This window comes from Akkermansia sp. NBRC 115031 (assembly GCF_030268505.1).
Classification (GTDB): Bacteria; Verrucomicrobiota; Verrucomicrobiia; order Verrucomicrobiales; family Akkermansiaceae; genus Akkermansia; species Akkermansia massiliensis.
Map to the genome: position 1 here is coordinate 238,633 of NZ_BSQU01000004.1, position 25,157 is coordinate 263,789.

A 25,157-nucleotide genomic window follows, 5' to 3' on the forward strand; every position below is an offset into this window, starting at 1 on the left:
TTGGAAAGGAAAAGGATGCGGGGACGGTGGAACGGCCATGGCCGGACGGAGGTGAAAGCGTGTATTCCCGCAGTGAAGCGGAGGACGCGCCACCGGGCCTGAAAACCCCCGTGGAGCGCCGCAGCCCCGTACGGCTTTGCACGGATGAGGGGCCGGAAGCCGGAGAATCCTTGTCATGAAGCGGTTCGGCAAACAGGCTTTATGGTTGACATGAAGGTAGGGGGCCGTAGGATGCTGGCAGAAAGCTATCACCCGAAGAGAGATCATATGAATACTTCCCAGACGATAGGCGTGCTGCTGGCCGCAGGCGCAATCCTTCTGCCTTCCTGTGAAACGGAACGCGTGAATGAACGCCCCATCGGCATTTATCCTACGGAAAATGTCTATCCGTCCGGCTCCGGCGTCATGGGCGCCCAGGGCAGCAGCCTGTTGAATGAGATTCAGCGTGAAAATTCTCTGGACCCGGTAGCGGGTCAGAATTCCGGCTTCAATCCGGATCCGGCCCAGACCAATTCCGGCACCATCGGCAACATGGTGGGGGGCACCAACAATATCACGCCTCCGCCGCCCGTTGCGCCCAAGCCTGTCGTTCCCAATCCCGTGAGTGACTCTGCCAATTCCGGCATTGCCGCTCCCAGGCCCGTGGAGCCCTCCACTGCTTCCTCCATTCCCGTGGCGTGGCCCACGGCGGACCCCACGGTGGTGGTCAGCCCGTATGACCGCACCAAGAAGATCAAGATTCTGAACCGGGGCACCAACAAGCCCTACCCTTCCGGTACCGTGCTGCGGGACACCAACTTCCCGAATGAGATCAAGAAGTTCCGCGTGCCCTGATGCGGCCGCCGCAAAAAGATGATGCCCGCGCCCCTGAACATGCTGTATGTTCCGGGGCGCTGGTGTATTCTACCCCCTGTGAAACCATGAGCGAAGCTTCCAGAAAACAGCTTTCCTTTTCCTCCGTAGCCATTCTCGGCCCCGGCCTTCTGGGCGGTTCCCTGGCGCTTGCCGTCAGGAAGCAGCTGCCGCATGTCCACGTGCGCCTGTGGGGCAGGAGGGAGGAGCCGCTGGAATATGCCCGCTCTTCCGGAGCCGCCCATGCCGCCTCCACCCGGTTGGAAGAGGTGGTGGAAGGCGCGGATCTGGTCGTGCTGGCTACCCCGGTGGGCGTGATGTCCCGCCTCATTTCCGGAATGCTCCCCCTGCTGAAACCGGGCGTGCTGGTGACGGACGTGGGTTCCGTGAAGGGCTGCGTCCACCAGTCCGTGGGTTCCGCTCTGACGGAAACCGGCGTGGCGTTTATCGGCTCCCATCCCATGGCCGGTTCTGAAAAGCAGGGCATGGAGCATGCCTCCGGGGAACTTTTCCGGGACGCCACGTGCATTCTGACCAATGACGAGCACGTGCATGAAGACATGCTGCTGCTGCTCCAGCGGTTCTGGGAGCGCGTGGGCTGCCACTGCATCCGCATGAAAGCGGCGGACCATGATTCTTCCGTAGCCCGCATTTCCCATATACCGCATGCCTTGTCCGCCCTGTGCGTCCACACCGCCTTGGACGGGGGGGATGTGAAGCTGCTGGGGCTGGTGTCCGCCGGCGGTTTTCGCGACACCACCCGCGTTTCCATGGGGGAACCGTCCATGTGGGCGGAAATCCTGACGGAGAATGCCCCCGCCGTCCTGGACCGGCTGGACGAAGCCCTGTCCCAGTTGGGGGAGGTGCGGAACCGGCTGGCCTCCGGAGACAAGGAGGCGCTGCGGGAATGGCTGAAGGCCGCGGCGGAGAGCCGGGCGCAGGCTCTTGGCCTGTGAGAGGCGCCGGGAGCGTTCTGCTGCCGGATGTGCCTTTGCAGGAAGGGAAAGGAACGGCCTGTTATCAAATTGTTAACAATCCGGGATGGACGGCCCGATGTTCCGTTTTATACTTGCCCCATGCGTTTATCCAACATGAATACCCCGCGCCGCCGCCAGGGGCGTGGTTTGCACCGTGCCGCCGCCATTGGGAGCCTGCTTGTCCTCGGGCAGTCCGCCTATGCCGAGACTAAACCCGCCGCCGCAGAGGAGGGCGTGCAGGAAATGCCGGAACGCGTGATGACCATCCGTTCCAAGTCCCTGCGGGCGGAGACGGTCAGTTCCGCCACCCTCACGAACATGAAGACGGAAGAAGTTCCGCAAACGGTAAACGTTATTACGCGGGATCTGATGGATTCCAAGGGTTCCGATTCCCTGGTGGAGGCCCTGCGCATGGATTCCTCCGTCAATACGGGGGGGGACATGCTGCTGTCCCGCACGGCGGACCAGTACACCATCCGCGGTTTTGCCGGCACCGATGTGCAGATAGGCAACATGCCTCTTCCCCGCGGCATGGGATACGGCATGGATACGTCCCTGATAGAAAATATTGAAATTGTCAAAGGCCCCATCGGGTCCATTTCCGGCGGCCAGACCAGTACGCTCGGGGCATACGGCGCCGGCGGTTCCATTAACCTGATCCTGAAGGCGCCTGATTTTGAGGAACGGACGGAGTTGACGGCTTACGCCCGTCTTTCCCATCACGGGCAGAAGTACCGCGTAACTATGGACGACACCCGGTACAGGGGTAATGAAACGGACGGTTTTGCCCTGCGCACGGTGGTAGCCGCCGAGTATGAACGCCCGTTCTGGCTGAGCAACGGAGCCAACGGTGGCCAGAAGTACACGGTTTCCCCCATTTTCCGCTGGCAGCATGATTCCCGTACCAAGACGGTGCTGACGACCAGTTTCCAGTACCAGAATTCGCCGACGACGATGGGCATCCCCGTGCTGGGCGGCCACTTTGTGGGGCCGTATGACGCCTGGTACGGTTCTCCGAGCGGAAGGCTCAATTCCAAATCCCTGCTGGCGATGCTGGATTTCGAGCGCAAGCTGGAGAAGGTCTGGACAATCCGCATCGGCGGCGGCATGGGGTACAGCGATGTGGATTACAATGTCTGGGGCATTTCTTCTTCCGCCGGACGCGGAATGAGCACGGAGGATTATTACAACCAGATGATCGCTTCCGGAAAGGCCAAATACGAAGCCGCGTGGAGCGACGAGTGGAACATCAACTGGAATTTCTATTCCAACGCGCTGGCGGAGTTCAAGACCGGACAGGTGGAGCATGAAGCCCTGATGGGCGTTTCCTACACGGGGAGCAGCACCTATGGCGACGGTTCCAGCCTGGTGACGAACGCTACCGCGAACACGAACGGCTATTTCTCCCTGTACAATCCTCCGCCCTTTTTCCCCGCCGGGCGCGACTATTCCGGAGCCAATGCGACGGATACCGTGGTTCAGCGGGCGGGCGTCCTGCTGCAGGATGTCCTTAGCTACGGACAGTGGCGTTTCCTGGCCGGTGTGCGCGGGGACGCGCATTTCAGCCTGGACAACAATTACGCGTTTGCGTGGAGCCCCCGTTTCGGAATTACCCGCATGTTCGGTGAGCGCGTAGCTCTGTTCGCCAATGCGGCCCGTACTTCCGCCCCCAATTTCGGGTATCTGGATGAAAACGGGAAGGAACTGACCGATTCCTGGCGTACGGACCAGATGGAATTCGGCTTCCGGGTCAGCCCGGTGGACAAGGTGTGGTTCTCCGCTTCCTGGTTTGACATCATCCAGAATAACACTCCCGTAGCCATAGACGGATATACCAACCGGTACTATTCGGACGGCTCCAAGAGGGCGGAAGGCGTGGAACTTTCCCTGAACGGGGAAATCACCAAGAACTGGAGTTCCTACCTTTCCTACACCTACACCCGCACCAAGAACCGGACCTCCGGGGAAGTGTATCCCACCATCGCTCCGAATGCGCTGGCCCTCTGGCAGAAATACCGCATTGACGGCGGCCTGCTGAACGGCACGGTGCTGGGCCTGGGCTACCGCTGCAAGGATTCCTACTACGCCACGTTCCGCGGTGCAAAGATTGCGGACAATTATACCATTCCTTCCTACAGCGTGTTTGACTTCACGGTGGAAATCCCCCTGCCGGAAACCAAATGGCTGAAGGATGCCACCCTGAGGCTGGCCGTATACAACATTTTCGACAAGAAATACGTGCAGTCCACCCGCCACGCCGTGCAGTGCACGGTGGGAGAGCCCCGCACGTTTGAAGTAGGCGTGAAGACTACCTTCTAACCATTCCTTCCAGCCATGAGTTCCCCCGTCATTTCCGTCACCCGCCTCAAGCGCAGCTTCAAGTCCGGTTCCGAGGACATAGCCGTGCTGAAAGACATCAGCCTTACCGTGAACCAGGGAGAGTTCGTCGCCGTCATGGGCGCGAGCGGCTCCGGAAAAAGCACCCTGCTGAACGTGCTGGGGGGGCTGCTGCCTCCGGATTCCGGCACGGTGACGGTGGATGGGCTGGACCTCGGCTCCATGTCTGATGCCGCCCTGACAGTGTACCGGCGCGACCGCGTGGGGTTCATCTTCCAGATGTTCAACCTGGTGGGAACCCTGAACGTGGAGGAAAACATCCTGCTGCCCTCCCTGGCGGGGGGCAAAAAAGTGGCCTCTTCCACTCTGGACGCCATGATTGAAAAAGTGGGGCTGTCCCACCGCCGGCACGCCATGCCGGATACGCTCAGCGGCGGGGAACAGCAGCGGGTGGCGATTGCCCGTGCGCTGGTTTCCGGCCCGGCGCTGGTGCTGGCGGATGAACCCACGGGCAATCTGGATTCTGAAAACACCCGGCTCATGGGGGACCTGTTCCGGGATTTGCACCGTACGCAGGGCTGCGCCTTCGTGCTGGTGACGCATGCGCCGGACGTAGCCATGTGGGCGGACCGCGTGATTGTGCTCAAGGACGGCCGCATCGTGGACGACAGGCCCACGGCGGAATTTGCCGGGCCTGTAGAATTGTCCTCCTTCTATGAACGCACGCTGAATGACGCCTTATGACGCTGCTGTTCAAACTGATTTGGCGGGACCTGCGCGCCAACCCCGGCCGGGTGGCGGTCAGCGTGTTCGCCATCCTCGTCTCCGTCAGCCTCATCGTCTGGATGATGGGGAGCTATGATACGCTGGTCAAGGAGTTCGATAACGACGCGGAGGCCTACATGGGCAGCTATGACCTTTGCCTGGTGCCGGAGGCGCCCAGAGGGCCGCTTCCCCCCGGGCAGTACTCGCGGTTCAGTGATCCGGATCTGGCCGCTCGCCTGGCTGCCTCCCCTCTGGTGGAATCCGTGAACGCCGCCTGCCAGGTGCCCCGCCTCCAGATCGGCTGCGGGAATGAACGCGGCAGCTTTGACGAGCAGACGCGCGACCGCATGGGGATTCCTCCGCAGAGCCCCATCCTGGTGGGGAACCATGCCGTGGAATGTCCTTATGATTTGAAGGAAGGCGTCTGGCCGGATATGGCTTCCTCCTCCGCCATGGAGGGGGTGCTGGGCAGCGGAAGCGCCAAGTATTTCAGCGCGGGCGTGGGAACCGTCATGAACGTGCGCGTGGGAACGCACGTGTACGACGTGAAGGTCGTGGGCATCGTCAAGCAGGCCAAGGCTACCCCCGGCGTCATTATGGGACCGGGCGGCATGTCCGGACCGGCTTTTTCCTCCCTCTTTGTGCCCGTAAAGGTGTGTGAAAAAATCACGGGTCAGCCTTTTGCTCCCAATTTGATTTACGTTCAGCTCAAGGAAGGGGTGGACAAAAAGGAGTTTGTGGACGGCCTCCGGCAGGAGCTGGCCCAGGCCTCCGCCGTGGTGGCGGATACGGATTCCATTATCCAGCGGCTTTCCAGCGACCGTTCCGTCCGTTCCCAGAAGGAGAGTGCGGAGATGTCTGTCTGGCTCGTCCTGTTCTCCTGCGTCTTCATCATTTTCACGACCCTGAGCATCGGCGTCAGCGAGCGCACCCGCAGACTGGCCCTGATGCGTGCGCTGGGGATGAGCCGCATGCAGATCGCGCTGCTGATTGTGGGAGAGGGGCTTTTCCTGTGCATTCCGGCGCTGCTGGGCGGCCTGGCCGCCGGCTTTTGCCTGGTGTACCTTCTGGAGGAAGGTTCTTCCTCGGTCCCCGTCCTGACCTGGACGACGGTGCTGGCTGCCGCCGCGTGCGCCGTGGGGGGGGCCTTGCTGGCTTCCATCATTCCCGCATGGCGCGCTTCCCGCCAGTCTCCGCTGGAAGCGGCCGTGCCCTCTTCCGGATTCATCGGGAAAGTGAGCCGCGTTCCCGTGTGGTCCGTGATCGCCGGGCTGGCGTGCGTGTGCCTCCAGCCTGCGGCCCTGCTTCTGCCGGGCCTGGAGGTGGAGACGCGCAAGTGGATCTTTTTCTGGCTGGGGTATCCCGGCCTGGTGGCCGGTGCGCTGTTCCTGGCTCCCGCCTTCGTGCGCGTGACGGAGTGGGCCGGATCATGGATCACGGGGCTGCTGCTGCGCGTGCCGCATTCTTTCCTGAAAGTGCAGCTCAGCCGCAACCTCAGCCGTTCCGTGGGAACCGCCGTATCCATGTCCGTGGGCCTGTCCCTCTTTGTAGGGGTGCAGACGTGGGGATATTCCATGCTGGTTCCTTTCTCTCCGGATACGTCCACGCCCGGAACGCTGGTTTCCTTCCTGCATACGGAGTTCAAGCCTGCGGACGTTCCGGAGCTGATGGCGCGGTCCAGCCTGAGGAATTCGCGGATGTATCCCATTTACGTGGATGAACCGGACATTGCCCCGGCGCAGATGAAGACCCCAGGTTTTTCCGGAATGCGCAACCGCTCCATCGTGCTGGCCGGCATTCCCGTGGCGGAGATGGCTCAGGGAAGCCATCCCCTGTTCAGGCCCGTGTTCGTTTCCGGCAACCCGCAGGAAGCCTATGCCATGCTGGAATCCACCCGTTCCCTGCTGATTCCGGACACCTTTGCCCGGACGGTGGGGCTGAAGGCCGGGGATGACCTGATGCTGGTGAATCCGTCCCATCAGGGGCGCCGTTCCGGAAATGCTCCGTCTGCCGGAGCTCACGGACGAGGCAGAGGCCCCGGCATGCAGGGGGAACCCTGGAAGGTGGCGGGAGTCGTCTCCTTCCCCGGCTGGCACTGGCTGACCAAGACCAGCGGCATGCGCGTGCGTCGCGGCGGCTTTGTGGCGGCCCTGGCGATTGCCGATGAACGCTGGCTCAAGGAGGAATACGGCCATCAGGGGTTCCAGTTCATCTGGGGGGACACCGCCCCCGGGGTAAGCAACCTGGAGCTCCAGAACGACCTGGGGGAATACGCCCTGATGAAGGTGCGGCAGCAGGAGAACGAAGGGGAAGGCGTGAAGCCGCTGGTGAAGGCCCTGACCCGGGAAAGCCTGGGGGGGAGCGTCACCAGCCGCGGTGACGACGTGATCTTTACGATGAGCAAGCTTCCCATCATCATGATGGTGATTGCCGTGCTGGCCGTGCTCAATACTGTTCTGGCCTCCGTGCAGTCCCGCCGCCGGGAATTCGGCCTGATGCGGGCGGTAGGAGTGCCGGCCGCCATGGTGATGCGGATGCTCTGGGCGGAGACGCTGATGGTCTCCCTGTGCGCCGTCGTCATGAGCCTGGCCCTGGGCGTGCTGGGAGCCTGGTGCTCCATCCAGATTCTGGAATACGGTTATCACTTCGGCATCGTCACTCCTCCCATCACGATGCCCTGGGCCCATCTGGGGTATGCGGTGCTTCTGGTGCTGGCCCTTTCCTCCCTGGCGTGCCTTCTGCCTGCGTGGCGCATGAAGCGCGCGTCTGTGACGGACTTGCTTTCCGTCCGGGAGGGGTAGGGGCCTTCTGGATTATATTTGTCGAAAAAAGTATTGATTGCTGAAAATTAAGCAAATAGGATCAGCTGTATACTTTAGAATGAAATATTTTTACCATGACCGGAATGGAGAATTGCATGGTCCTGCTGAACTGGATTTTCTGGCCTGTGAGGTAAAATGGGGCGGTCTGCCTGATCATTTGATGATCCGTCCAGTGGATGGTGAAGAATGGGTTGCCCTGGCGGAGGCAGTGAAACGGGAACCGGATTTTATCCGAACGTGATGTCTGTTCCGCCGGAAGAGGTAGCCGGTCTGTCGTTTTGGAAGCGTCTCCGGTATTATTATCGGAGATCATGGAGAATGGCATTCGTCTTTTCCGGACGCGCTTCCCGGCGGGAATGCCTGTCCGTTTTCCTGTCCATGACGCTGGCGGATTGCCTGGGGCTGGCGGTTGCCCAGATTCTGCTGGGGCTTGCTCTTCCTCCCCTGATGCCGGGAATCGACGTGTTTTCCTGTTTGTTCTTCATCTTCCTGCTCTTGAGATTGTTGCTGGGGTTGCTGATTGTCCTTCAATTCTTTGCCTTGTGTTGGAGAAGGCTTCATGACTTGTCCCTGGCGGGCGGTTGGTCGTTTGTTCTTCCTTTTGTCCTTCTGGCTGGCAGTTTGCCGGTAGAATGGTTGTTTGGTCGTTTGTTCCAGTCTGATGCGTGGGGAATGTTCATGGCACATGCAGGAAAGGCCGGAGTAATGGCGGCAGGAGGAATGGGAGTGGCCGTTTTCGTGTTGTCCGGAACCTGGGTTGTTGCGCTGCTGGGCCTGTTTCCCGGTACGAAGAAGGAAAATCAATACGGTCATCCCCCGGAGGTATGACCGTTCCGTTTCCCGGACAGAGAAGAACCGGGGATTTTTCCTTTCGCCGGAAAGGGAGGATAATATCGACAAACCCCGTAATGCGTGTTTGACTGAAAGGGCTTTCCCGTGAACCTGTCTTCTTCCAGTCCTGGTCCTTTTTCTGAAAGGAAGTTCAGCTTGCCTGAATGGATGGCGGCAAGATGGAGGTGGTTGTTTTCTTGGTCCGGCCGCATTTCCAGCGCCTCATATTTATATGCGTGGCTGTTTTATGGCGTGTGCATGGGGACGCTGGTTTTTTCAGGATATTGGGCCGCGGTGAATGGGAGTATTCATCCGCGTTTTATGGTAACGGCTGAGCATGGAATAAACCTGGCGTGTTTGAGTGCGGCCATGCTTGTTCCATGCCTGGGACTTGTTTTTCGCAGGCTCCGTGATCTTGATCCGGGCCTCCTCTGGGCGGTTCCCGTTTACGCGGCTTCCTTGGGATGTGCGGAGACGGGCTTTTATCATGTGTACGGATGGGCGCGGGCTGCGGCGGGAGGGAATGCCTCCCTTTTAATTTGCGGCGCCATGTTTTTCTGCATGTTTCTGTTTTGTTCCCTGGCGCCGCTTGCGCTGGGATGTGTTCCCGCCAACAGCCGGTCCGGCATTTCCGGGCGAACCGGGGAAAGAACGGAAGGAAAGGAGTGATTGTGAAACGTTATTATTACCATACGCCGGATGGGGAATTGCATGGGCCGTCCGATTTTGATTTCCTGGTCAGGGAAGTCCGCTATGCCGGATTACCGCTGGGACTGATGGTCAGGGAGGAGCGTTCGGAAGACTGGATATGGATAGGAGACATTCCGGGAGCTCCGCCGGAATGGAAGTTGCTCAAGGAGCGGTATTCCAGAACCGGGGAATGGATGAAAGTGGGCAAAATATGGAAATGCGGCAGAAGAAGTCGTTTTAAGTGGTTTTTTTCCCTGCTGGTGATGCAGTCCCGTTCCTCGCGCCGGGAGGCGGCTGTTGCCTACGGCGCACTTCTGGCGTCTGCTCCTCTCGTCTGGATAGTTTGTTTTTGTGGAGCCTGCGATGTTTTTGAACCTCTTCCTTTTGGGATGCTTTTTGCTCTTCTGTCGGGGTTGTTGCTGTTGTTTTTCTTCTTGTTTTGCTTCATTGCGCTGGGCGTCAGACGTTTTCATGATGCCGGGCTGGATGGGGGCTGGTTGGCGATCGTCTGGCCGGTATGGATAGCAGTCCTGATTTGTTCTTTTAAGGGAAAGTTTCTGGCAATGTCCTTTTGCTGGGATCTTGTAGGGGGAATATTTACGGGCATAGCTGTCTTGACTGCTCCCGTCCTGTTCAGTCTTTTGCTGCCGGAGCAAAAGCGCAAAAACATCTATGGAGAGCCTTCCTGGAATAGAAAATAAGCGCATGAAAAAGAAAATAGAAATCGCTTCCTGGCCGCGAAGGTCCCATTACGAGTATTTCCAGACGTTTGAATGTCCCATGTTTTCCATCACGTCTCCCGTGCGGGTGGATGCCTTGTACCGTTATGCGAAACAGGAGGGGATTTCCTTTTTCGCCCTGTGCCTGTTTGTGCTGTTGAAGGCAGTGAATAAGATTCCCCAACTGCGCCAGAGGGTGGAGGAAGGGGAGGTGTGGGAGTATGAATCCGTGGACGCCCTGGTTCCGGTGCTGGCTAAGGATGGGGAATTCACCCAGATTTTAGTAGAGTACCGGGCGGAGCTGGCTGATTTTCTGGAGCATGCCGTTCCGCTCATTCAGGCGGCCAAGCAGGCTCCGGCCCGGGCGAATCCCTGCCATCGGACGGATATTGCCGTGTTCAGCTGCCTGCCGTGGATTCCGTTTACGCAGGTGGCCAGCGCCTACAGGGTGTTCCGGGGGCAGTACCTTCCCCTCATCCATTGGGGGAAGATGGAGGCGGACGTTTCCGGCAGGCTGATGATGCCCGTGGCCATTCAGGCGAACCATGTGCTGGTGGACGGGGTCCATGTTGGTAATTTTTATAAAAATATTGATTGTTTTTGTTGCGGGTTTTAGGCTGGGACGCATGGCTTCCCTGTTGCGCCCTTCCGGCGATTACCGGTCTCTGCTTTCCTACAGAAAGGCGGAGCAGATTTATGATCTGACCTATTATTTTTGTAAGGCGTACTTGTCTTCTCGTGACAGGACGGTTGATCAGATGGTTCAGGCTGCCCGTTCCGGAAAGCAGAATATTGCGGAGGGAAAGGAGGCGGGGCTGGTCTCTATGGAAACGGAAATCAAGCTGATGAATGTAGCCAGAGCCAGTCTGGATGAATTACTGGCTGATTATGAAGACTTTTTGAGAGTGAGAGGCTTTCCCGTGCGGGAAAAGGATTCACGAGAGTCCCTTTTTGTCAGAAAGAAGGGTGCGGATAAATGTCTGGCCCGGGATTATTTTTTGGAACTGGCCCGGACAAGGCCGCCGGAGGTGGTGGCCAATATGGCCATTTGCCTGATTTTCCAGGCCAAGTATTTATTAATGCGGCAGCTCAGGTTTTTGGAGGGGAAGTTTCTTGGAGAAGGGGGGATGAGGGAAAGAATGAGCCGGATGAGAAGGGATAGGGGTGATAGGGGTGATAGGGGTGATAGGGGTGATAGGGGTGATAGGGGTGATAGGGGTGATAGGGGTGATAGGGGTGATAGGGGTGATAGGGGTGATAGGGGTGATAGGGGTGATAGGGGTGATGATGGGAATTCCCTATAATCCCTAAAGTTTCCTGTGAGCCCCATAGGCCCTATTCTTCTCCCAAGGTTTTACTGATTCCCGGCCAGGCATCCCGGGCAGTTTTGGACTGAGTGCCCCGGAGATATTTCCACCAGCTCCGGTTCCCGGTCCGTCAGGCAGAGTTCCGGGTTCCCGAGGGTATTTCTGGGGCGGAAGCTGCATCCGCAAGGTTCCTGCATCATGTTGGGGGGCAGTCCGGGAATGGTGTAGAGGGGGGAGCCTTTCGCATGGAGTCCGGGAATGGATTTCATCAGGGCCCTGGTGTAGGCGTGCCGGGGATGTTCCAAAAGCTCCCGCGCCGGGGCGCTTTCAACAATGCGGCCTGCGTACATGACGTTGATGCGGTCCGCATATTGGCGCACCACGCCGAGGTCATGCGTGATGAGGATGACGGAGGTGCCCATGTCCTGCTGAAGTTTTCTGATGAGGTCAAGCACCTGCTTCTGCACGGTGACGTCAAGGGCAGTAGTGGGCTCGTCCGCAATGAGGATTTCCGGCCTGGTGATAAGGGCCATGGCGATCATGACGCGCTGGCGCATGCCGCCGGAGAATTGATGGGGATAGGCGTCCATGCGCTGTTCCGCGTCCGGTATGCCTACCAGGGCAAGCTGTTCCAGCGCGCGGTCGCGCGCCTCTTTTTTGCCGGCTCCCTCATGAATGACGAGGGGTTCCGCCACCTGCTCCCCGATGGTCAGGTACGGATTGAGGGAGGTCATGGGATCCTGGAAGATCATGGAGATGCGCTTGCCGCGGATGGAACGGAGTTCCTTTTCCGGACAATGAAGCAGGTCCGTGCCGTCCAGCATGGCGGAACCGCTTTCAATGCGGCCCGGAGGCATCGGGATGAGCCCCATCATGGAGTAGCAGGTGACGGATTTTCCGGACCCGGATTCCCCCACGATGCCGAGCGTTTCCCCCGGCGCCACGTCAAAGGACACGTTTCTCACCGCCCGGACGATGCCGGCCCTGGTGTGGAAGGAGGCGCTGAGGTTCCTGACGGAGAGCATGCGGAGAAGGCGGGATTGTCAGTCATTGCGCACGCGCGAGCGGGCGGAGAAGATGACCGGGATGCCGGGAGCGGGGTAGGCTTCCCTGATTTTGTTGCGCAGGTACTGGGAGTAGCTGTCCGTGAGCAGGTTCTTGTCATTGACGAAGAGGACGTAGCGCGGGACGGGAATGGTGTTGTACTTGGGGTCCACCGCCGTGGTGACGTAGTAGATTTTCAGTCTTCTGGTGGAGCCGCTGGCGGTGCCGGGAGGGTTCATCTGCTGGGCAAGCTGGATGAGGCGGTTGAGCTGTCCGGTGGTGGGCAGGTTACGGGATTCCCGGCGGATGCGCGTGATGACCTTGAAGATGATTTCCACGCCCTCCGCTTTTTTTGCGGAGGTGGCGATGAAGGGCGCATAGTTGATGAAGAAGAGTTCCCTGCGCACCTGTTCCTCCACTTCCGCCATGCGGTCCTTGCGCGGGGCATTCGGGTGGAAGAGGTCGAATTTGTTCACGATGATGATGCAGGGTTTCCCTTCCTCCGCAATGATGCCGGCGATACGGCGGTCCTGCTGCGTGATGCCTGCCGCAATGTCAATGACCAGCAGGCAGATGTCCGCCCGGCGGATGGCTTTTTCACTGCGCATGGCGGAGAAGACTTCCACGGAGGTGTCCCGCCGGGAGCGCGGGCGCATGCCGGCGGTGTCGATCAGCACGTAGGGCTGGCCGTCGTGCAGGTAGGGGACGTCAATGGCGTCGCGGGTGGTGCCCGCCACGTCGGAAACGATGGTGCGCTTGTCCCGGAGGATGGCGTTGACCAGGGAGGATTTGCCCGCGTTGGGGCGTCCAACGACGGCCACCTTGATGGGGGGGGCGGCGTCCTCCCCGTCTTCCGCTTCTTCCTCCAGTTCTTCTTTCAGCGGGGCGCCCTCCTGTTTGAGGAAGTCGTCCAGCCGGGAGGCGAGTTCGGAGAAGCCCCTGCCGTGGGCGGCGGAGAGAAAGATATGGTCGTCAAAGCCAAGTCCGGCGAATTCGCCCAGGTTCAGATCCTGCTTTTCATGGTCCGCCTTGTTGAGCAGGAGGATGACGGGAACGTCCGACTTGCGGAGGTGGTCCGCAATGCTCTGGTCGATGGGGGTGAGGTGGTCCCGGCAGTCCAGCACGAAGAGGATGAGGTCCGCCGTTTTCATGGCTATGTCCGCCTCTGCCGCCACCTGTTCCGCAAAGCCGTCGGTCAGGCGCGCGCCGATGCCGCCCGTGTCCATGATTTTACAGGCGCGGTCCGTAATCTTGCAGGGGGCGGAGAGCCGGTCGCGAGTGACGCCGGGTTCATCATGCACGATGGCGATGCGCCTTCCGGCCATTCTGTTGAAGATGGCGGATTTCCCGACATTGGGCCTGCCTACGATGGCGATGGTGGGGACGTGCTGCATGCACGCCATGTTACCCGAAGGGCCGGAGCTGTGAAAGCTAATTCCGCGCCAACGGCGGGCGCTTCCGCCGGGGGCTTATCCCTTGTGCCTGGCCTGATTGTGAAGGTACAGCGCCACGGCGATCGTGATGACGTTGGGAAGCCATAGCAGGATGTAGGGGAGCATCGTGTCGCTTTTCCGGGACAGGTCCGCAAAGATCAGGGCCACAAAGTAGAGGGAGGCGATCAGGATGCCCAGGGCAAATCCCGTGGAGGTGTCTTTTCTGCGGGTGTTGATGGCCAGGGGCACGCCAATGAGGGCAAAGACGATGCAGGCCAGGGAGAAGGAGGCGCGCCTGGGCAGTTCCGTGGCGAATTCCGTGGTCTGTTTTTTATCCAGATAGCCGGGCGTGTTCAGGGCTTCCCTGATTTCCCGGTTGGTGAAGCGGTTGGCCTTGATGCGCCGGGAGCGGGATTTGTCCAGGTTGATGCTCAGGGGCATTTCATCCATGGTCACGCTTTGGGAGATGGAGTCCTTTTCCTGCGTGGTGATGAGCGGATTGATGAGGTGCAGGTAAAGGGTTTTTTTCTCGGGAGAGAAGTCCATGGTCACGCGTTCCGAGTGCATGGCCACGGCGGGGGATTTGTCGTCCGCCTTCTGATAGATGTGCATGCCGTGGATGACGTCGTCCACGCGCTTGTCAATGTAGATTTCCAGATTATCGAATTTGGTGATGGCCTGTCCTTCATTGAGAAGCCCCTTCGGGTTGATGGAGGCGGCCTTGATGAGCAGTTCGGAAATGGATTGCTTGGCGCGGGGCGCGATGTCTATGTTGATCCAGTAGCAGAGGCCGGAGAGGGCGATGCCGATGGCGATGGCGGGGGCGCTCAGACGCCACAGGCTCATGCCGGACATGCGCATGGAGGTGAGTTCGTTGTCCGAGGCCAGGCGTCCGTATACCAGCAGCACGGCCGTCAGGAATCCCCATGGAATGGAGAACATCAGCGAGAAGGGTATTACCTGGAAGATGAATTCCAGAACGATGCTGATGGGCGCCTTGTTTTCCACCAGAAGGGGGCGCAGTTCCTTGAACAGGTTGCCCAGGAGCAGCAGGGCGCTCAGGGCCATCACCCCCAGGGCCGTAACACCCAGCAGCTGGCGGGCAATGTATCTGTCAAAGATCTTCATGCAGTAAAACCGTGCCGGAGATTTTGCCCGAAGGCCGCGGACAAGTCAATCACGCGCACGGAACAATCCGTATCCTTCCCCGGAGGGAAGGAGGAGTTGGATGGGAGGATGAAAGTCCGTGCGGCTGGTGAAAAAGGATGCGGCATGTTGTTCAGTTTTCTTTTTGTTCCAGGCTGCCGAGCAGTTTTTCCCGCTGCGGGGGAAGCTTGCCGAAGTGGGATTTCAGAATGACGTGCGCCGGAATGCCGGGATGCGCGATGCCGTGCAGCCGCGCGAGTTCCTGTTCAAAGTGCAGGACGGCGCGGAGGGTGGGGTCGTTGTTTTCCAGATAGGCGTATGCCCGTTGCAGGAGGTCGTAGAATTCCGGGATGGGCGTGTCCGGCTCCAGCATTTGGAGAAACAGGCGCGCGAAGTAGCCTGCCGCGCTGAGCCGGAGGTAGCTTTTCCGGAGGGGCAGGCGGGGGGAGAGCAGGTCTGCGGAAGTCAGGGAGTGCAGGTCTCCCGTTTTTGCCTGCGTCCACTGCATGCGGCACTGGTAGAAGAGGTCCAGGCGCCCGGCAAAGGGGCTGTTGGGCTTTCTGGCGCTTTTGGCCGCCGTTCTGATGATGCCTTCCTCCGTGCACCAGACGACAATCAGGCCGTTCTCTCCCAGGGGATAGAGCTTCAGGACCGTCGCTTCCGCATTCATCAGCGGCGTTTTTCCAGCCCTGTTTTAGCCGGTTGTTCCGTTGGGACGGTCTGCCCGTAGGGGGAGGGCAGGATGCCGGCTTCCGTCATGGCGTCCGTAAAGGCCTGGATGGCGCTGGTGCCTCCGTGGATGCGGATGGCGGAAAGGAGCTGTTCCTGGGCGGCGTCCTTGTCTCCTCCCATGAATTTGATGATGGCCTGGGTGCAGTAGTAGTACGGCGTGTCGTCCATCGGGCCGTACAGGTTTTCCAGTTCCTTGGCCAGGGGCCGGTTGTCCAGCTTGCGGGCGCAAATATAGCGCTTGAATTGCAGCAGGGGAGTCATGCCGGGATTGTCCTTGAAGGGAGGCAGAAGCTCCGTGAAGGCTTTCAGCGCCCTGGCATAGTCATGATTGACGTAGTGCGCTTCCGCCAGGTTGAACTGAATGGTGAGGTTGGAGGGATCCAGCTTCTGGGCCTTTTCAAAGTTTTCCAGGGCCTTTTCAATGTTGCGGATTTCAATGTAGCATGCGCCGCGGAGATTGTATAAGCCCGGGTTTCCTGCATAAAGCTTTTCCAGCTCCGTCAGGGAGAAGAGGCATTCCATGGTTCTCTTCTGCGCAAAGAGCTGTTCCGCCTTGCGGAATTGGTCAATGTAGCTTTTTCTGGTTGCTTCCGGCAGGCTGTTGAATTCCTGAATCCACGCCGGGGACGGAGGTTCCGGCGGTGTTTGCTGCGCGGAGGCGGGGAGAAGGGCAAGCGTCAGGGCTGCCAGTAGGAAGGTGCATGCTTTCATGGATGGGTCAGGAATTCAGGTGGGGAATGATTTTTTGTAGCGCGGCTTCCGCCGTGAGTCCATATTTTTTTCTGAGGATGGGTTCCGAACCGTGTTCGATGAACTGGTCCGGCCATGCGATGGCTTCCACGGGCGTGGTGACGCCTCCGGCTTCCAGGGATTCAAGCACGGCGGAGTTGAAGCCGCCGCTGATGGAATGGTCTTCAAAGGTGCAGACCACCCGGCTGGAGGCCGCATGCCGGCGGATGCATTCGTCATCCAAAGGCTTGATGAAGCGGGCGTTGATGAGGGTGACCGTGTGGCCCTGCGCTTCCAGCAGCGCTGCCGTCTCCCGGGCGATGCCGATCATGGTGCCCAGGGAAACGAGGGTCACGTCCTTCCCCGTCTGGAGCACTTCCGCCTTGCCGATGGGGAGGATTTCCGGCGTGGAGGGAAGGGGGACCCCGGCGCCGCAGCCCCGGGGATAGCGGATGACGGTGGGGCCGTTCTGGTAATGGTTCATGGTCCGGAGCATGTGGACGAATTCCGCTTCATCCTTGGGTTGCATGAAGACGATGTTCGGGATGCTGCGGATCATGGCGATGTCAAACAGGCCGTGATGCGTGGGGCCGTCGTCCGGGGAGAGCCCGGCGCGGTCCATGCAGAAGCGCACGGGTAGCTTTTGGAGCGCGGCGTCATGCTGGATCATGTCAATGCAGCGCTGCATGAAGGTGGAGTAAATGGCGATGTAGGGCTTCATGCCTTCCGCCGCCAGCCCGCACGCAAAGAGGGCTCCGTGTTCTTCCGCAATGCCTACGTCAAAGTAGCGCTTGGGGAAGGCTTCCTTGAACAGGTCCAGCTTGGTGCCGCTGGCCATGGCGGCCGTGATGGCCGTGACGGATTCGTCCTCGTGCGCCATTTCCACCAGCGTGGAACCGAAGATGTGGGAGAAGGTGGGGGTGGCGGTTGCCTGCGTTTCGCCGTCCCGCACGCAGTAGGAGCCCAGGCCGTGGAATTTGGTGGGGTTGTCCAGTGCGGGCTGGTAGCCTTTTCCCTTCTGGGTGACCACGTGCAGGATAACGGGTTCGTTGAGGTCCTTGATGTAGGAAAGGGTGCGGATGAGGGTGGGGATGTCGTGCCCGTCCAGGGGGCCGAAGTAGCGCAGGCCGAATTTATTGAAGAGCAGGGAGGGGAAGATGAGGTTCTTGGTGGTGCCTTCCAGCTTGAAGGCGAAGTCCCTGGCCTGCGTGCCCCCCAGCTTTTCAATGAAGGAGGCCGTCTTGTCCCTCAGCCAGGAGAAGGTTTCCGAGGTTTGCAGGGAGTTGAAGTATTTTGCCAGCGCGCCCACGTTTTTATCAATGGCCCATTCATTGTCGTTCAGAATGGTGATGTAGCGCTTGGTGGTCTGGCTGATGTTGTTCAGCGCCTCCAGGGTGGTGCCGCAGGTGAATGCCGCATCCCCGGCTACGGCCACTACATGGTAGTCCTCCCCTTTCAGGTCCCTGGCCGCGCACATGCCCAGGGCGGCGGAAAGCGCCGTGCCCGCGTGGCCTGCGCCGTAGGCGTCATGGGGGGATTCCGACATTTTGGCAAAGCCGGAGAGCCCTTCATGCTGGCGGATGGTGTGAATCAGCGGCGCGCGCCCCGTGAGCATTTTATGGACGTAGGCCTGGTGGGAAACGTCAAAGATGATTTTGTCCCGCGGTGTTTCAAAGACGCGGTGAAGGGCAATGCTCAGTTCCACCACGCCCAGGTTGGGGCCCAGATGGCCGCCGGTGAGGGAAAGGGAGTGGATGAGGGTGTTCCGGATTTCTTCCGCGAGCCGGGGCAGTTCCGATTCAGGGATTTTCATCAGGTCTGCATGGCTGCGGATGCTTGCCAGCAGCTCCGGAAGTTCAGGTAAGGGAGAATTCATTGCTGTCTGGTTCATCGGGATCCGTTCCATCCTGGACGGTCTCCGGGTTGCTGAGGGTTTGGATGCGCAGTTCCGCATCATGAAGGATGCCGCGGCAGTGGCGGATGAGCTTGTTGCCTTCTTCCACCAGGGCTATCATGTCTTCCAGTTCGGTGACGGGGGCTTCCGTCAAGCGTATGATTTCTTCCAGGCGGGCTACGGATTCTTCAAATCCGGGAGCGTTTTTCCGTTGTTTGGTCATATGGGGAATTAAGGTTGAGGGGTGGAAGCGGTTTCCTGAAGGTCTTTGTAAAGAATCATGTCCGCTCCCTGGATGAATTGGCGGGAGTCCGGCGTCCCAAAGCGTTGCGACAAGGGGTAGAGCGCACGGCTGTGGTCAAAGAGGTATACGGGATTCCTGTCCTTCGTCTGAAGCAGGACGGTGCCTTCCAGAACGAGGGGGGTGAATTCCCCGTAGGAGGCGGCAATGGTGCGGAGGTCCGCATTGAGCGTGGATGAGGGAGTCACCAGGATGCTGCCCACCTTCCCGCCGTGGAATTTCAGAATGCGTTCCAGCACCATGAATTGCTCCACCATTTTGGGGAGGCCGATGGCTTTCCTGTCTGCGTACCAGCCGACGGCGGACGGCTGGTCCGTGAGGATGAAATCCTTTTCCGACGTCTGGGCGCGAAGGTCCCGGTTGAGGCCCGGGGGGAAATAAGGGGGCCATGCCGGAATGCCGCGGCTGGCCGTCAGGATGCCCACCCGCACCATCTGGGGAAGGCTGAGCAGAAGGGGGAGGGAAGTGATGAGCAGGGCGAGCAGCAGGACGCCGCCCCGCAGGATGGGGACTACCTCCTTGTTGGAGTGCCGTGCGATCAGGTTGAGGACGAAGGCCGTGCCGTAGGCCGTGAAGAAGGGGGCGAAGAGGATTTGAATCTGTCCCAGGGAAATACCGGATTTGTTGGAGGTGTAAAGGGCCATGCCGATGACGGCGGGCACCCACATGGCGAAGACGCCCCATTTGGCCTGGTTGACTTCCGGCCTTCTGAATTTGTGCAGGAGGGCCAGCAGGAACACCATGGCCAGGGGAAGGTTCCCGAGGTTTTCGTAAAGGAGGTCGCCCTGCGTCAGGATGTTGTTGACGATGGAGGTGACGGCTTTCTGGGCGGCGATGGGAATGTCCCCGGCGGCCAGGGAGTTCATCGCGATTTCTTCATTGCCGGTCAGCCCCGTGAAGATGGTGTAATAGGCCGTTCCGAAGAAGCCTCCGCTGAGGGAGCGGTTGATGTAAACGGGGTAGGCCAGGAGGAGGAACAGGATCACAAGTCCCGGAATGCAGTACAGGCCGTGAGGCTTGAAGCGGATGCCCACGAAAATCAGAAAGCCGGCCATGGGCCACAGGCCGATCCAGCCGGCGAGGCAGACGCATGAAAAACAGATGGAGCTGTAAATGAGCGGCATCAGGAATTTACGCTTTTCCTCCCTGTTTTGCAGGGCCGTGGACAGGAAATGGATGCCCCAGGCAAAGAAGAAGAGCATCATCATCTGCGGGAGGCCGCTGGTGGCGTATTGCAGGAAGAGGTTGCTGAGAATCATCGTCAGGCAGGTGAAGCTGGCGATGGTGACATCAAACATTTGGTGGAGGATGTAATAGCAGCTCAGGACAGCCAGGATGAAGAACATGCAGGAAATGCCCGCCACGATGCGGTCCGGCAGGTAGATCATGGAGCTGCCCGTCATGCTCCACAGGTCAAACTTGTGGACGCCGGCCACCTTGAAGACGGCGGCTTCCACCAGGATGTTCAGAGGGGCGTTGCGTGTGTCCCGGAGGGCGTAGGGATTGAATTTTTCCGGATTGACGAGGGATTCCCCCTGTCCCGCCAGAATGGTTTCCTGTTCGCGGATCTGGGCGTCGGAAAGAAAGGGGTTGAGGCCGGCGCGGGTGCTCCCGGAGACCATCTGGATGGGTCTCAGCCAGTTGGTGGCCATCCCCTGTCCCCTGGCCACGTTCCGGGCGATCTGGGCCTGGTCCATGGCGGCGCTGGCGTTCAGACCGTTAAAATTGAAAAAGTACTGCACACCCGTAATCGCCAGCAGCAGGATGAGGATGATGATAAACGGTGTGCGGGATGCCGTGGTGGGCGCATTCATGAAGGTTGAATATCTTGTAATTTGCGTTGAAGGGTGCGGCGGCTGATGCCCAGAAGGTGGGCTGCCGCCGTTCTGTTGCCGTTTGACCGGGCCAGCGCTTGTTGGATGGCATTCCGCTCCAGCAAGGATAAATTCAAAACCCCTGCCGGGACAAGCCCATTCTGTGTGCTGGGGGCATTGTCCTCCAATTGTTCCTGCGCCATGCTCCCCGGGGCGGCCGGCTGCTGCGGCGCGTGCAGCCGGGGTGGGAGATGGGAGAGTTCTATGCTGGCGGAGTTGCTCATGACGACGCCGTGCTCCATGGCTGTGCGCAGCTCCCGCACGTTTCCGGGCCAGGAGTAGTTCCGTACGGCGTCAAGGGCGTCCCGGGAAAGGGGTTTGAATTCCTTGTTGTTCTCCCTGGCGAATTCTTTCAGGAAGGCGGTGGCGAGCAGGGGCACGTCCTCTCGCCGGTCCCGGAGGGGGGGCATCTGGATGTGGACCACGTTGAGGCGGAAATAGAGGTCTTCCCGGAATTTGCCCTCCTGGACGAGTTTCTTCAGTGATTTGTTGGTGGCGGCAATAATGCGCACATTCACCGGGATGGGCGTGTTGGAGCCTACGCGTTCAATGGTCCGTTCGGACAGCACCCTCAGCAGGCGGACCTGCGTTCCGGCGTCTATTTCCCCGATTTCATCCAGGAAGATGGTGCCGCCGTCCGCCTGTTCAAAGCGGCCGATGCGGCGCTGCCCGGCTCCGGTGAAGGAGCCTTTTTCATGGCCGAACAGCTCGCTTTCCAATAACTGGGGGGAAAGGGCCGCGCAGTTGACGGCCACGAATTTATTCTCCGGCCTGCCGGAAAGGGAATGGATGGCCTGGGCCACCAGTTCCTTCCCGGTTCCGCTTTCCCCTTCAATCAGCACCGTCGTCTTGCTGGGCGCCACCTGGCGGATGATGGAGAACACGTGTTCCATGGCGGCGGACCGTCCGAGCAGTTTTTGCAGGCCGGAGTCCGCCTGGATGCGGGTGGTGAGCTCCTGGTTGGCCGTCTCCAGGTTCCGGGTATGGAGCGCCCTTTTGAGCACCAGCTCCACGGCATCCAGGTTCAGGGGCTTTGTGACGAAGTCGTACGCGCCCTGTTTCATGGCTTCCACGGCGGCGTCCACGGATCCGTAGGCGGTCATCATGATGCTCTGGGGGGGATGGGGCAGAGAAGCCGCGGCTTTCAGCACGTCCATGCCGCTTTCCCCGCCCAGCCGCAGGTCCGTCAGGACCAGGTCCGGGGATTCCTCCCGCAGGAGAGTGACGGCCTGGGAAAGATTGGCGGCAGTGTACACTTCGTAATCGTCCTGAAAGCCCATGCGCAGGGCGTCGCGCGTGGGTTTTTCATCATCTACGATCAGCAGAACGGGCATCTTCATGACGGGATGGAGGAGGGCAGGAGCCTGATGGTGCGTTCCACGCGCGGCAGGAAGACCGTGATGGTGGTTCCCTGCCCCGGCTGGCTGGCCAGGGTGATGGAGCCGCCGTGTTCCTTCACGATGCGGCGCACGATGAGCAGGCCCAGGCCGGAGCCGGTGGATTTGGTGGTCAGGAAAGGTTCGTAAATGCTGCCCATGACTTCCGGGGAAATGCCGCAGCCGGTATCCGCCACGGTGACGAACACGCTGTCATCCGTATAACCGCTTTTAACCAGAATGGTGCCTCCCTCCGGCGGGATGGACTGGTAGGCGTTTTTGATCAGGTTGTAGAAGACCTGCTTGATCTGGACGGGGTCCAGGCTGAGGATGGGGAGGCTGGGCTGGAGGTCCGTGTTGATCTGGATGCCGCGCTGGCGGATTTCCGGCTCCAGCAGTTTCAGGACCTCCATGATGATGGTTTCAATGTTGTGGGGTTCCCGGATGGGCTTGGTGGGGCGGATGGCCTGGAGGAATTGTTTCAGAATGACGTCCAGCCGCGTGGTTTCGCTCTCTGCCGTTTTCAGCAGTTCTTCCATGTCCGTCCGGTACTCCGCGGGCAGTTGTTTTGCCTTCCGGGCCAGGAGCTGGAGATGAAGGCCGATGGAGTTGAGGGGGTTGCCTATTTCATGGGCCACCCCCGCGGCCAGCAGCGTGAGGGCGTTCAGGCGTTCCGCCTCGATGTTCTCCGCGTTTTTCTTCTGCCGGGGCGTTTCATCCCGTATCAGGATCAGATGGCCCTGGCTCCTGCCGCCGATGGGGGAGATGAAAATGTTCAGGAATTTGTGCTCCGGATAAAAAATCTCCACGTCCCGGGAAACGGCGGTCCGGCTCTGCTGGATGGTGTCCCAGGTGCAGTCCCTGCCCAGGAAGATGCAGAAGTCTTCCGGCGTGATCTGGCCGCGTTCCTTGTCAAGGAGCTTGAGGGCGGCCTGGTTGACAAACAGGATTTTTCCCTTGCTGTCCAGCAGGATCAGGCCTTCCTGGATGGCTTCAAACACCTGCTGGAAAAAACCCTGCTGTTCCGCCAGCTTTACAAAGAAACGCTGGAGGTCCTCTTCCTTGATATGGTCAATGCGGCCGATCAGCTTATCGATGGTGTCTTTCTTCATGGCGGCGTTTCCGTCCGGGCTCGCCCCTATATATAAAGAGAGGGATGTCACAAATCAAGCTGATGTGACATATTGTCACGCATTTGCGGCTGGACATGCTTCCGGGAAAGGAGGCAGGATGAAGGCATGCCTGAAGAACTTCCCTGCATCCCCTTTGTCAGAACACGCCAGGTAGCCTTTCACGATACGGACGCCTCCGGCGTGGCTCATTTCACCCGGCTGCTGTGCCTGGTAGAGGAGGTGGAGCACGAGTACCTGCGTTCCCAGGGGCTGGAGGTTCTTTCCCCCGATTGCGGCTGGCCCCGCGTGCATGTGGAGGTGGATTACGCCAGTTCCGCCGGTCTGGGCGACTGGTTGAGCATTGAATTGAGCCTGGGAGCGGTGGGAACCAGTTCGCTGGAATGGAAGTTTGCGGTGTTCCATTCGGAGCATCCGGTCATGAGTGGAAGGTATGTAGTTGTCCGCGTGGGGAAGGGGGGGAAACCGCAGGCTATTTCAGAGTCGGAGAAGGAATGCCTGATTTCAGGCTTTTCAAAAGGAGGGGATGCCTGTAAATAAGGCCCATGTCTTCTAAAAAGCCTGTCGTTCTTGTCATTCGCGACGGCTGGGGCCGCAATCCGTTGGGGCCTGATGTCGCGAAAGAGTACGGTGACGCCACTGTTCTGGCTGATACCCCCTTTACTGATTACCTCCTGGCCAACTATCCCCACAGCCTGCTGGGCGCTTCCGGGGAGGACGTGGGCCTTCCGGACGGGCAGATGGGCAACTCCGAAGTGGGGCACCTGAACCTGGGCGCTGGCCGCGTGGTTTTCCAGGATCTTTGCCGGGTGGACAACGCCATCAAGGACGGCTCCATGGGTGAAAATTCCGTGCTGAAGACCGCTTTTTCCCAGGCCGCCGGCTCCCGCCTGCACCTGCTCGGCCTGGTGAGCGACGGCGGCGTGCACAGCCATATCAACCATTTGGTAGGCATCGTCAAATACGCCTATGAAGCGGGCGTGCGCGACATCTGCATCCATGCCATCACGGACGGCCGTGACTGTTCCCCCACCAGCGGGGCCGGATTCATGCGCCAACTGGAAGAAGCCATCAAGCCTTACGGCGCGAAAATCGCCACGGTTATCGGCCGCTTCTATGCGATGGACCGCGACAAGCGCTGGGACCGCAACAAGCTGGCATGGGACGCCATCGTGCTGGGCCGCGGCGAACAGTGCACCTGTTCCCCCTCCGAATATGTGGAACAGTGCTACGCCAAGGGCGAGACGGATGAATTCCTGAAGCCCGGCATTTTTGCCTACGGCAACGAACAGCGCGTGCGCGATAATGACGTGGTGTTTTTCTTCAACTTCCGTGCGGACCGCGCCCGCCAGATGAGCGATGCCTTCCTGTATCCCGGGTTTGACGGCTTTGACCGTGAAGTGACGCCCAGGGTTCATTATGTGACGCTGACGGAGTACGATGCCAAGTATCCCTCCCCCATCGTTTTTGAACAGGAGCAGCTGGACAACATTTTCGGACAGATTGTGTCGGAAGCCGGGAAGACTCAGCTCCGCATTGCGGAAACGGAAAAATACGCCCACGTCACTTTCTTCTTTAACGGAGGCGTGGAAACGCAGTTCCCCGGCGAGGACCGCATTCTGGTTCCCTCCCCCCGTGAAGTGGCCACTTATGACCTCAAGCCCCAGATGAGCGCGGAGGAAGTGGCGGACAAGTTTGTGGACGCCGTGGACAAGTACGACGTGGTGATCATGAATTTTGCCAACGGGGACATGGTGGGCCATACCGGATTTGTGGAAGCCGGAGTCGCCGCCTGCGAAGCGGTGGACAGCGCCCTGGAAAAGTGCGTGAAGAAGGTGCTGGCCCTGGGCGGCAAGCTGCTCATCACCGCGGACCATGGCAATGCCGAACACATGCGCAATGAGGACGGCTCCCCGAACACGGCCCATACCACCAATCTTGTGGACCTCATTTATGTGGCGGACGACAAGGACCAGGTCAACCTCTCCAACGGCATTCTGGCGGACGTGGCCCCCACCCTGCTGAACCTGATGGGGCTGAAACAGCCTGCCGAAATGTCCGGGCATTCCCTGGTGACGCCGAAAAAATAACGGTTCCCGCAGTTGATCTTTGGAATCCGTTTCCAGCTTGCGTGGCTGGAAACGGATTTTTTTGTCTCCGTGTTGCCCTGACGGAAAAACGCCGGAAAAGGATGCGGA

Annotated in this window: 22 protein-coding genes; 12 read left to right on the forward strand and 10 right to left on the reverse strand. The window is 59.5% G+C overall.

Features of this window, described 5'->3' with window-relative positions:
* Positions 1-267: 267 nt before the first annotated feature.
* From QSJ36_RS07275 to QSJ36_RS07320, 10 genes are all read left to right on the forward strand, one after another.
* Positions 268-834, forward strand: coding sequence for a hypothetical protein (locus QSJ36_RS07275; RefSeq protein WP_285467944.1), 567 nt, complete (start codon positions 268-270; stop codon positions 832-834).
* Positions 835-920: 86 nt separating this feature from the next.
* Positions 921-1,808: a prephenate dehydrogenase/arogenate dehydrogenase family protein gene (locus QSJ36_RS07280; protein ID WP_285467946.1), complete on the forward strand. Its 888-nt coding sequence runs from the start codon at positions 921-923 to the stop codon at positions 1,806-1,808.
* Between the two features lie 120 nt (positions 1,809-1,928).
* The gene (locus QSJ36_RS07285; protein WP_285467947.1) at positions 1,929-4,148 is read left to right on the forward strand and encodes a TonB-dependent receptor; all 2,220 of its coding nucleotides are present in this window, start codon (positions 1,929-1,931) and stop codon (positions 4,146-4,148) included.
* Positions 4,149-4,163: 15 nt separating this feature from the next.
* Positions 4,164-4,910, forward strand: a complete 747-nt coding sequence (locus QSJ36_RS07290; protein ID WP_022397764.1) for an ABC transporter ATP-binding protein — start codon at positions 4,164-4,166, stop codon at positions 4,908-4,910.
* Positions 4,907-7,732 carry an ABC transporter permease gene (locus QSJ36_RS07295; protein ID WP_285467949.1) on the forward strand — a complete coding sequence of 942 codons (2,826 nt, stop codon included), beginning with the start codon at positions 4,907-4,909 and terminating at the stop codon, positions 7,730-7,732. Before QSJ36_RS07290 ends, QSJ36_RS07295 begins: the two co-directional genes overlap by 4 nt.
* Before the next feature lie 79 nt (positions 7,733-7,811).
* Positions 7,812-7,994, forward strand: coding sequence for a hypothetical protein (locus tag QSJ36_RS07300; RefSeq protein WP_285467951.1), 183 nt, complete (start codon positions 7,812-7,814; stop codon positions 7,992-7,994).
* Positions 7,995-8,071: 77 nt separating this feature from the next.
* A complete protein-coding gene (locus QSJ36_RS07305; RefSeq protein WP_215458406.1) occupies positions 8,072-8,581 on the forward strand; it encodes a DUF805 domain-containing protein in 510 nt (169 codons plus the stop codon).
* Between the two features lie 674 nt (positions 8,582-9,255).
* The gene (locus QSJ36_RS07310; RefSeq protein ID WP_285467952.1) at positions 9,256-9,975 is read left to right on the forward strand and encodes a DUF805 domain-containing protein; all 720 of its coding nucleotides are present in this window, start codon (positions 9,256-9,258) and stop codon (positions 9,973-9,975) included.
* Between the two features lie 4 nt (positions 9,976-9,979).
* A complete protein-coding gene (locus tag QSJ36_RS07315) occupies positions 9,980-10,609 on the forward strand; it encodes a CatA-like O-acetyltransferase (RefSeq protein WP_180971077.1) in 630 nt (209 codons plus the stop codon).
* Positions 10,560-11,297, forward strand: coding sequence for a four helix bundle suffix domain-containing protein (locus QSJ36_RS07320; RefSeq protein WP_285467953.1), 738 nt, complete (start codon positions 10,560-10,562; stop codon positions 11,295-11,297). Before QSJ36_RS07315 ends, QSJ36_RS07320 begins: the two co-directional genes overlap by 50 nt.
* A gap of 50 nt (positions 11,298-11,347) precedes the next feature.
* Here QSJ36_RS07320 and QSJ36_RS07325 read toward each other — a convergent pair whose 3' ends face one another.
* The 10 genes from QSJ36_RS07325 to QSJ36_RS07370 all read right to left on the reverse strand — a co-directional run bounded on the left by QSJ36_RS07325 (position 11,348) and on the right by QSJ36_RS07370 (position 22,941).
* The gene (locus QSJ36_RS07325; RefSeq protein ID WP_102728495.1) at positions 11,348-12,325 is read right to left on the reverse strand and encodes an ABC transporter ATP-binding protein; all 978 of its coding nucleotides are present in this window, start codon (positions 12,323-12,325) and stop codon (positions 11,348-11,350) included.
* Between the two features lie 18 nt (positions 12,326-12,343).
* Positions 12,344-13,738 carry a ribosome biogenesis GTPase Der gene (der, locus tag QSJ36_RS07330; protein ID WP_285467954.1) on the reverse strand — a complete coding sequence of 465 codons (1,395 nt, stop codon included), beginning with the start codon at positions 13,736-13,738 and terminating at the stop codon, positions 12,344-12,346.
* Positions 13,739-13,813: 75 nt separating this feature from the next.
* Positions 13,814-14,905: an LptF/LptG family permease gene (locus tag QSJ36_RS07335; RefSeq protein ID WP_022397772.1), complete on the reverse strand. Its 1,092-nt coding sequence runs from the start codon at positions 14,903-14,905 to the stop codon at positions 13,814-13,816.
* A gap of 151 nt (positions 14,906-15,056) precedes the next feature.
* Positions 15,057-15,593 carry a recombination protein O N-terminal domain-containing protein gene (locus tag QSJ36_RS07340; RefSeq protein ID WP_022397773.1) on the reverse strand — a complete coding sequence of 179 codons (537 nt, stop codon included), beginning with the start codon at positions 15,591-15,593 and terminating at the stop codon, positions 15,057-15,059.
* Positions 15,593-16,366, reverse strand: a complete 774-nt coding sequence (locus QSJ36_RS07345) for a tetratricopeptide repeat protein (RefSeq protein WP_022397774.1) — start codon at positions 16,364-16,366, stop codon at positions 15,593-15,595. The genes QSJ36_RS07340 and QSJ36_RS07345 overlap by 1 nt, the downstream gene beginning before the upstream one ends.
* A 7-nt stretch (positions 16,367-16,373) precedes the next feature.
* Positions 16,374-18,260, reverse strand: a complete 1,887-nt coding sequence (dxs, locus tag QSJ36_RS07350; RefSeq protein ID WP_102727666.1) for a 1-deoxy-D-xylulose-5-phosphate synthase — start codon at positions 18,258-18,260, stop codon at positions 16,374-16,376.
* Positions 18,241-18,501, reverse strand: coding sequence for an exodeoxyribonuclease VII small subunit (gene xseB / locus QSJ36_RS07355; protein ID WP_102727667.1), 261 nt, complete (start codon positions 18,499-18,501; stop codon positions 18,241-18,243). The genes dxs and xseB overlap by 20 nt, the downstream gene beginning before the upstream one ends.
* 8 nt (positions 18,502-18,509) lie before the next feature.
* On the reverse strand, positions 18,510-20,393 hold the full coding sequence (locus tag QSJ36_RS07360) for a hypothetical protein (RefSeq protein WP_285467959.1): 1,884 nt from the start codon (positions 20,391-20,393) through the stop codon (positions 18,510-18,512).
* Positions 20,390-21,793 (reverse strand): sigma-54 dependent transcriptional regulator, encoded by a 1,404-nt coding sequence (locus tag QSJ36_RS07365; protein WP_102721866.1) that lies wholly within the window; start codon positions 21,791-21,793, stop codon positions 20,390-20,392. Before QSJ36_RS07365 ends, QSJ36_RS07360 begins: the two co-directional genes overlap by 4 nt.
* Positions 21,790-22,941, reverse strand: coding sequence for an ATP-binding protein (locus QSJ36_RS07370; RefSeq protein WP_102727669.1), 1,152 nt, complete (start codon positions 22,939-22,941; stop codon positions 21,790-21,792). The genes QSJ36_RS07365 and QSJ36_RS07370 overlap by 4 nt, the downstream gene beginning before the upstream one ends.
* Positions 22,942-23,067: 126 nt before the next feature.
* Here QSJ36_RS07370 and QSJ36_RS07375 point away from each other — a divergent pair, with 126 nt between their 5' ends.
* Together QSJ36_RS07375 and gpmI are read left to right on the forward strand one after the other, a co-directional pair.
* Complete coding sequence (locus QSJ36_RS07375; RefSeq protein WP_102721864.1) at positions 23,068-23,499, forward strand: thioesterase family protein; 432 nt, start codon at positions 23,068-23,070, stop codon at positions 23,497-23,499.
* A 5-nt stretch (positions 23,500-23,504) separates the two neighbouring features.
* Positions 23,505-25,049, forward strand: coding sequence for a 2,3-bisphosphoglycerate-independent phosphoglycerate mutase (gene gpmI / locus QSJ36_RS07380; protein WP_102728500.1), 1,545 nt, complete (start codon positions 23,505-23,507; stop codon positions 25,047-25,049).
* Positions 25,050-25,157 lie beyond the last annotated feature (108 nt).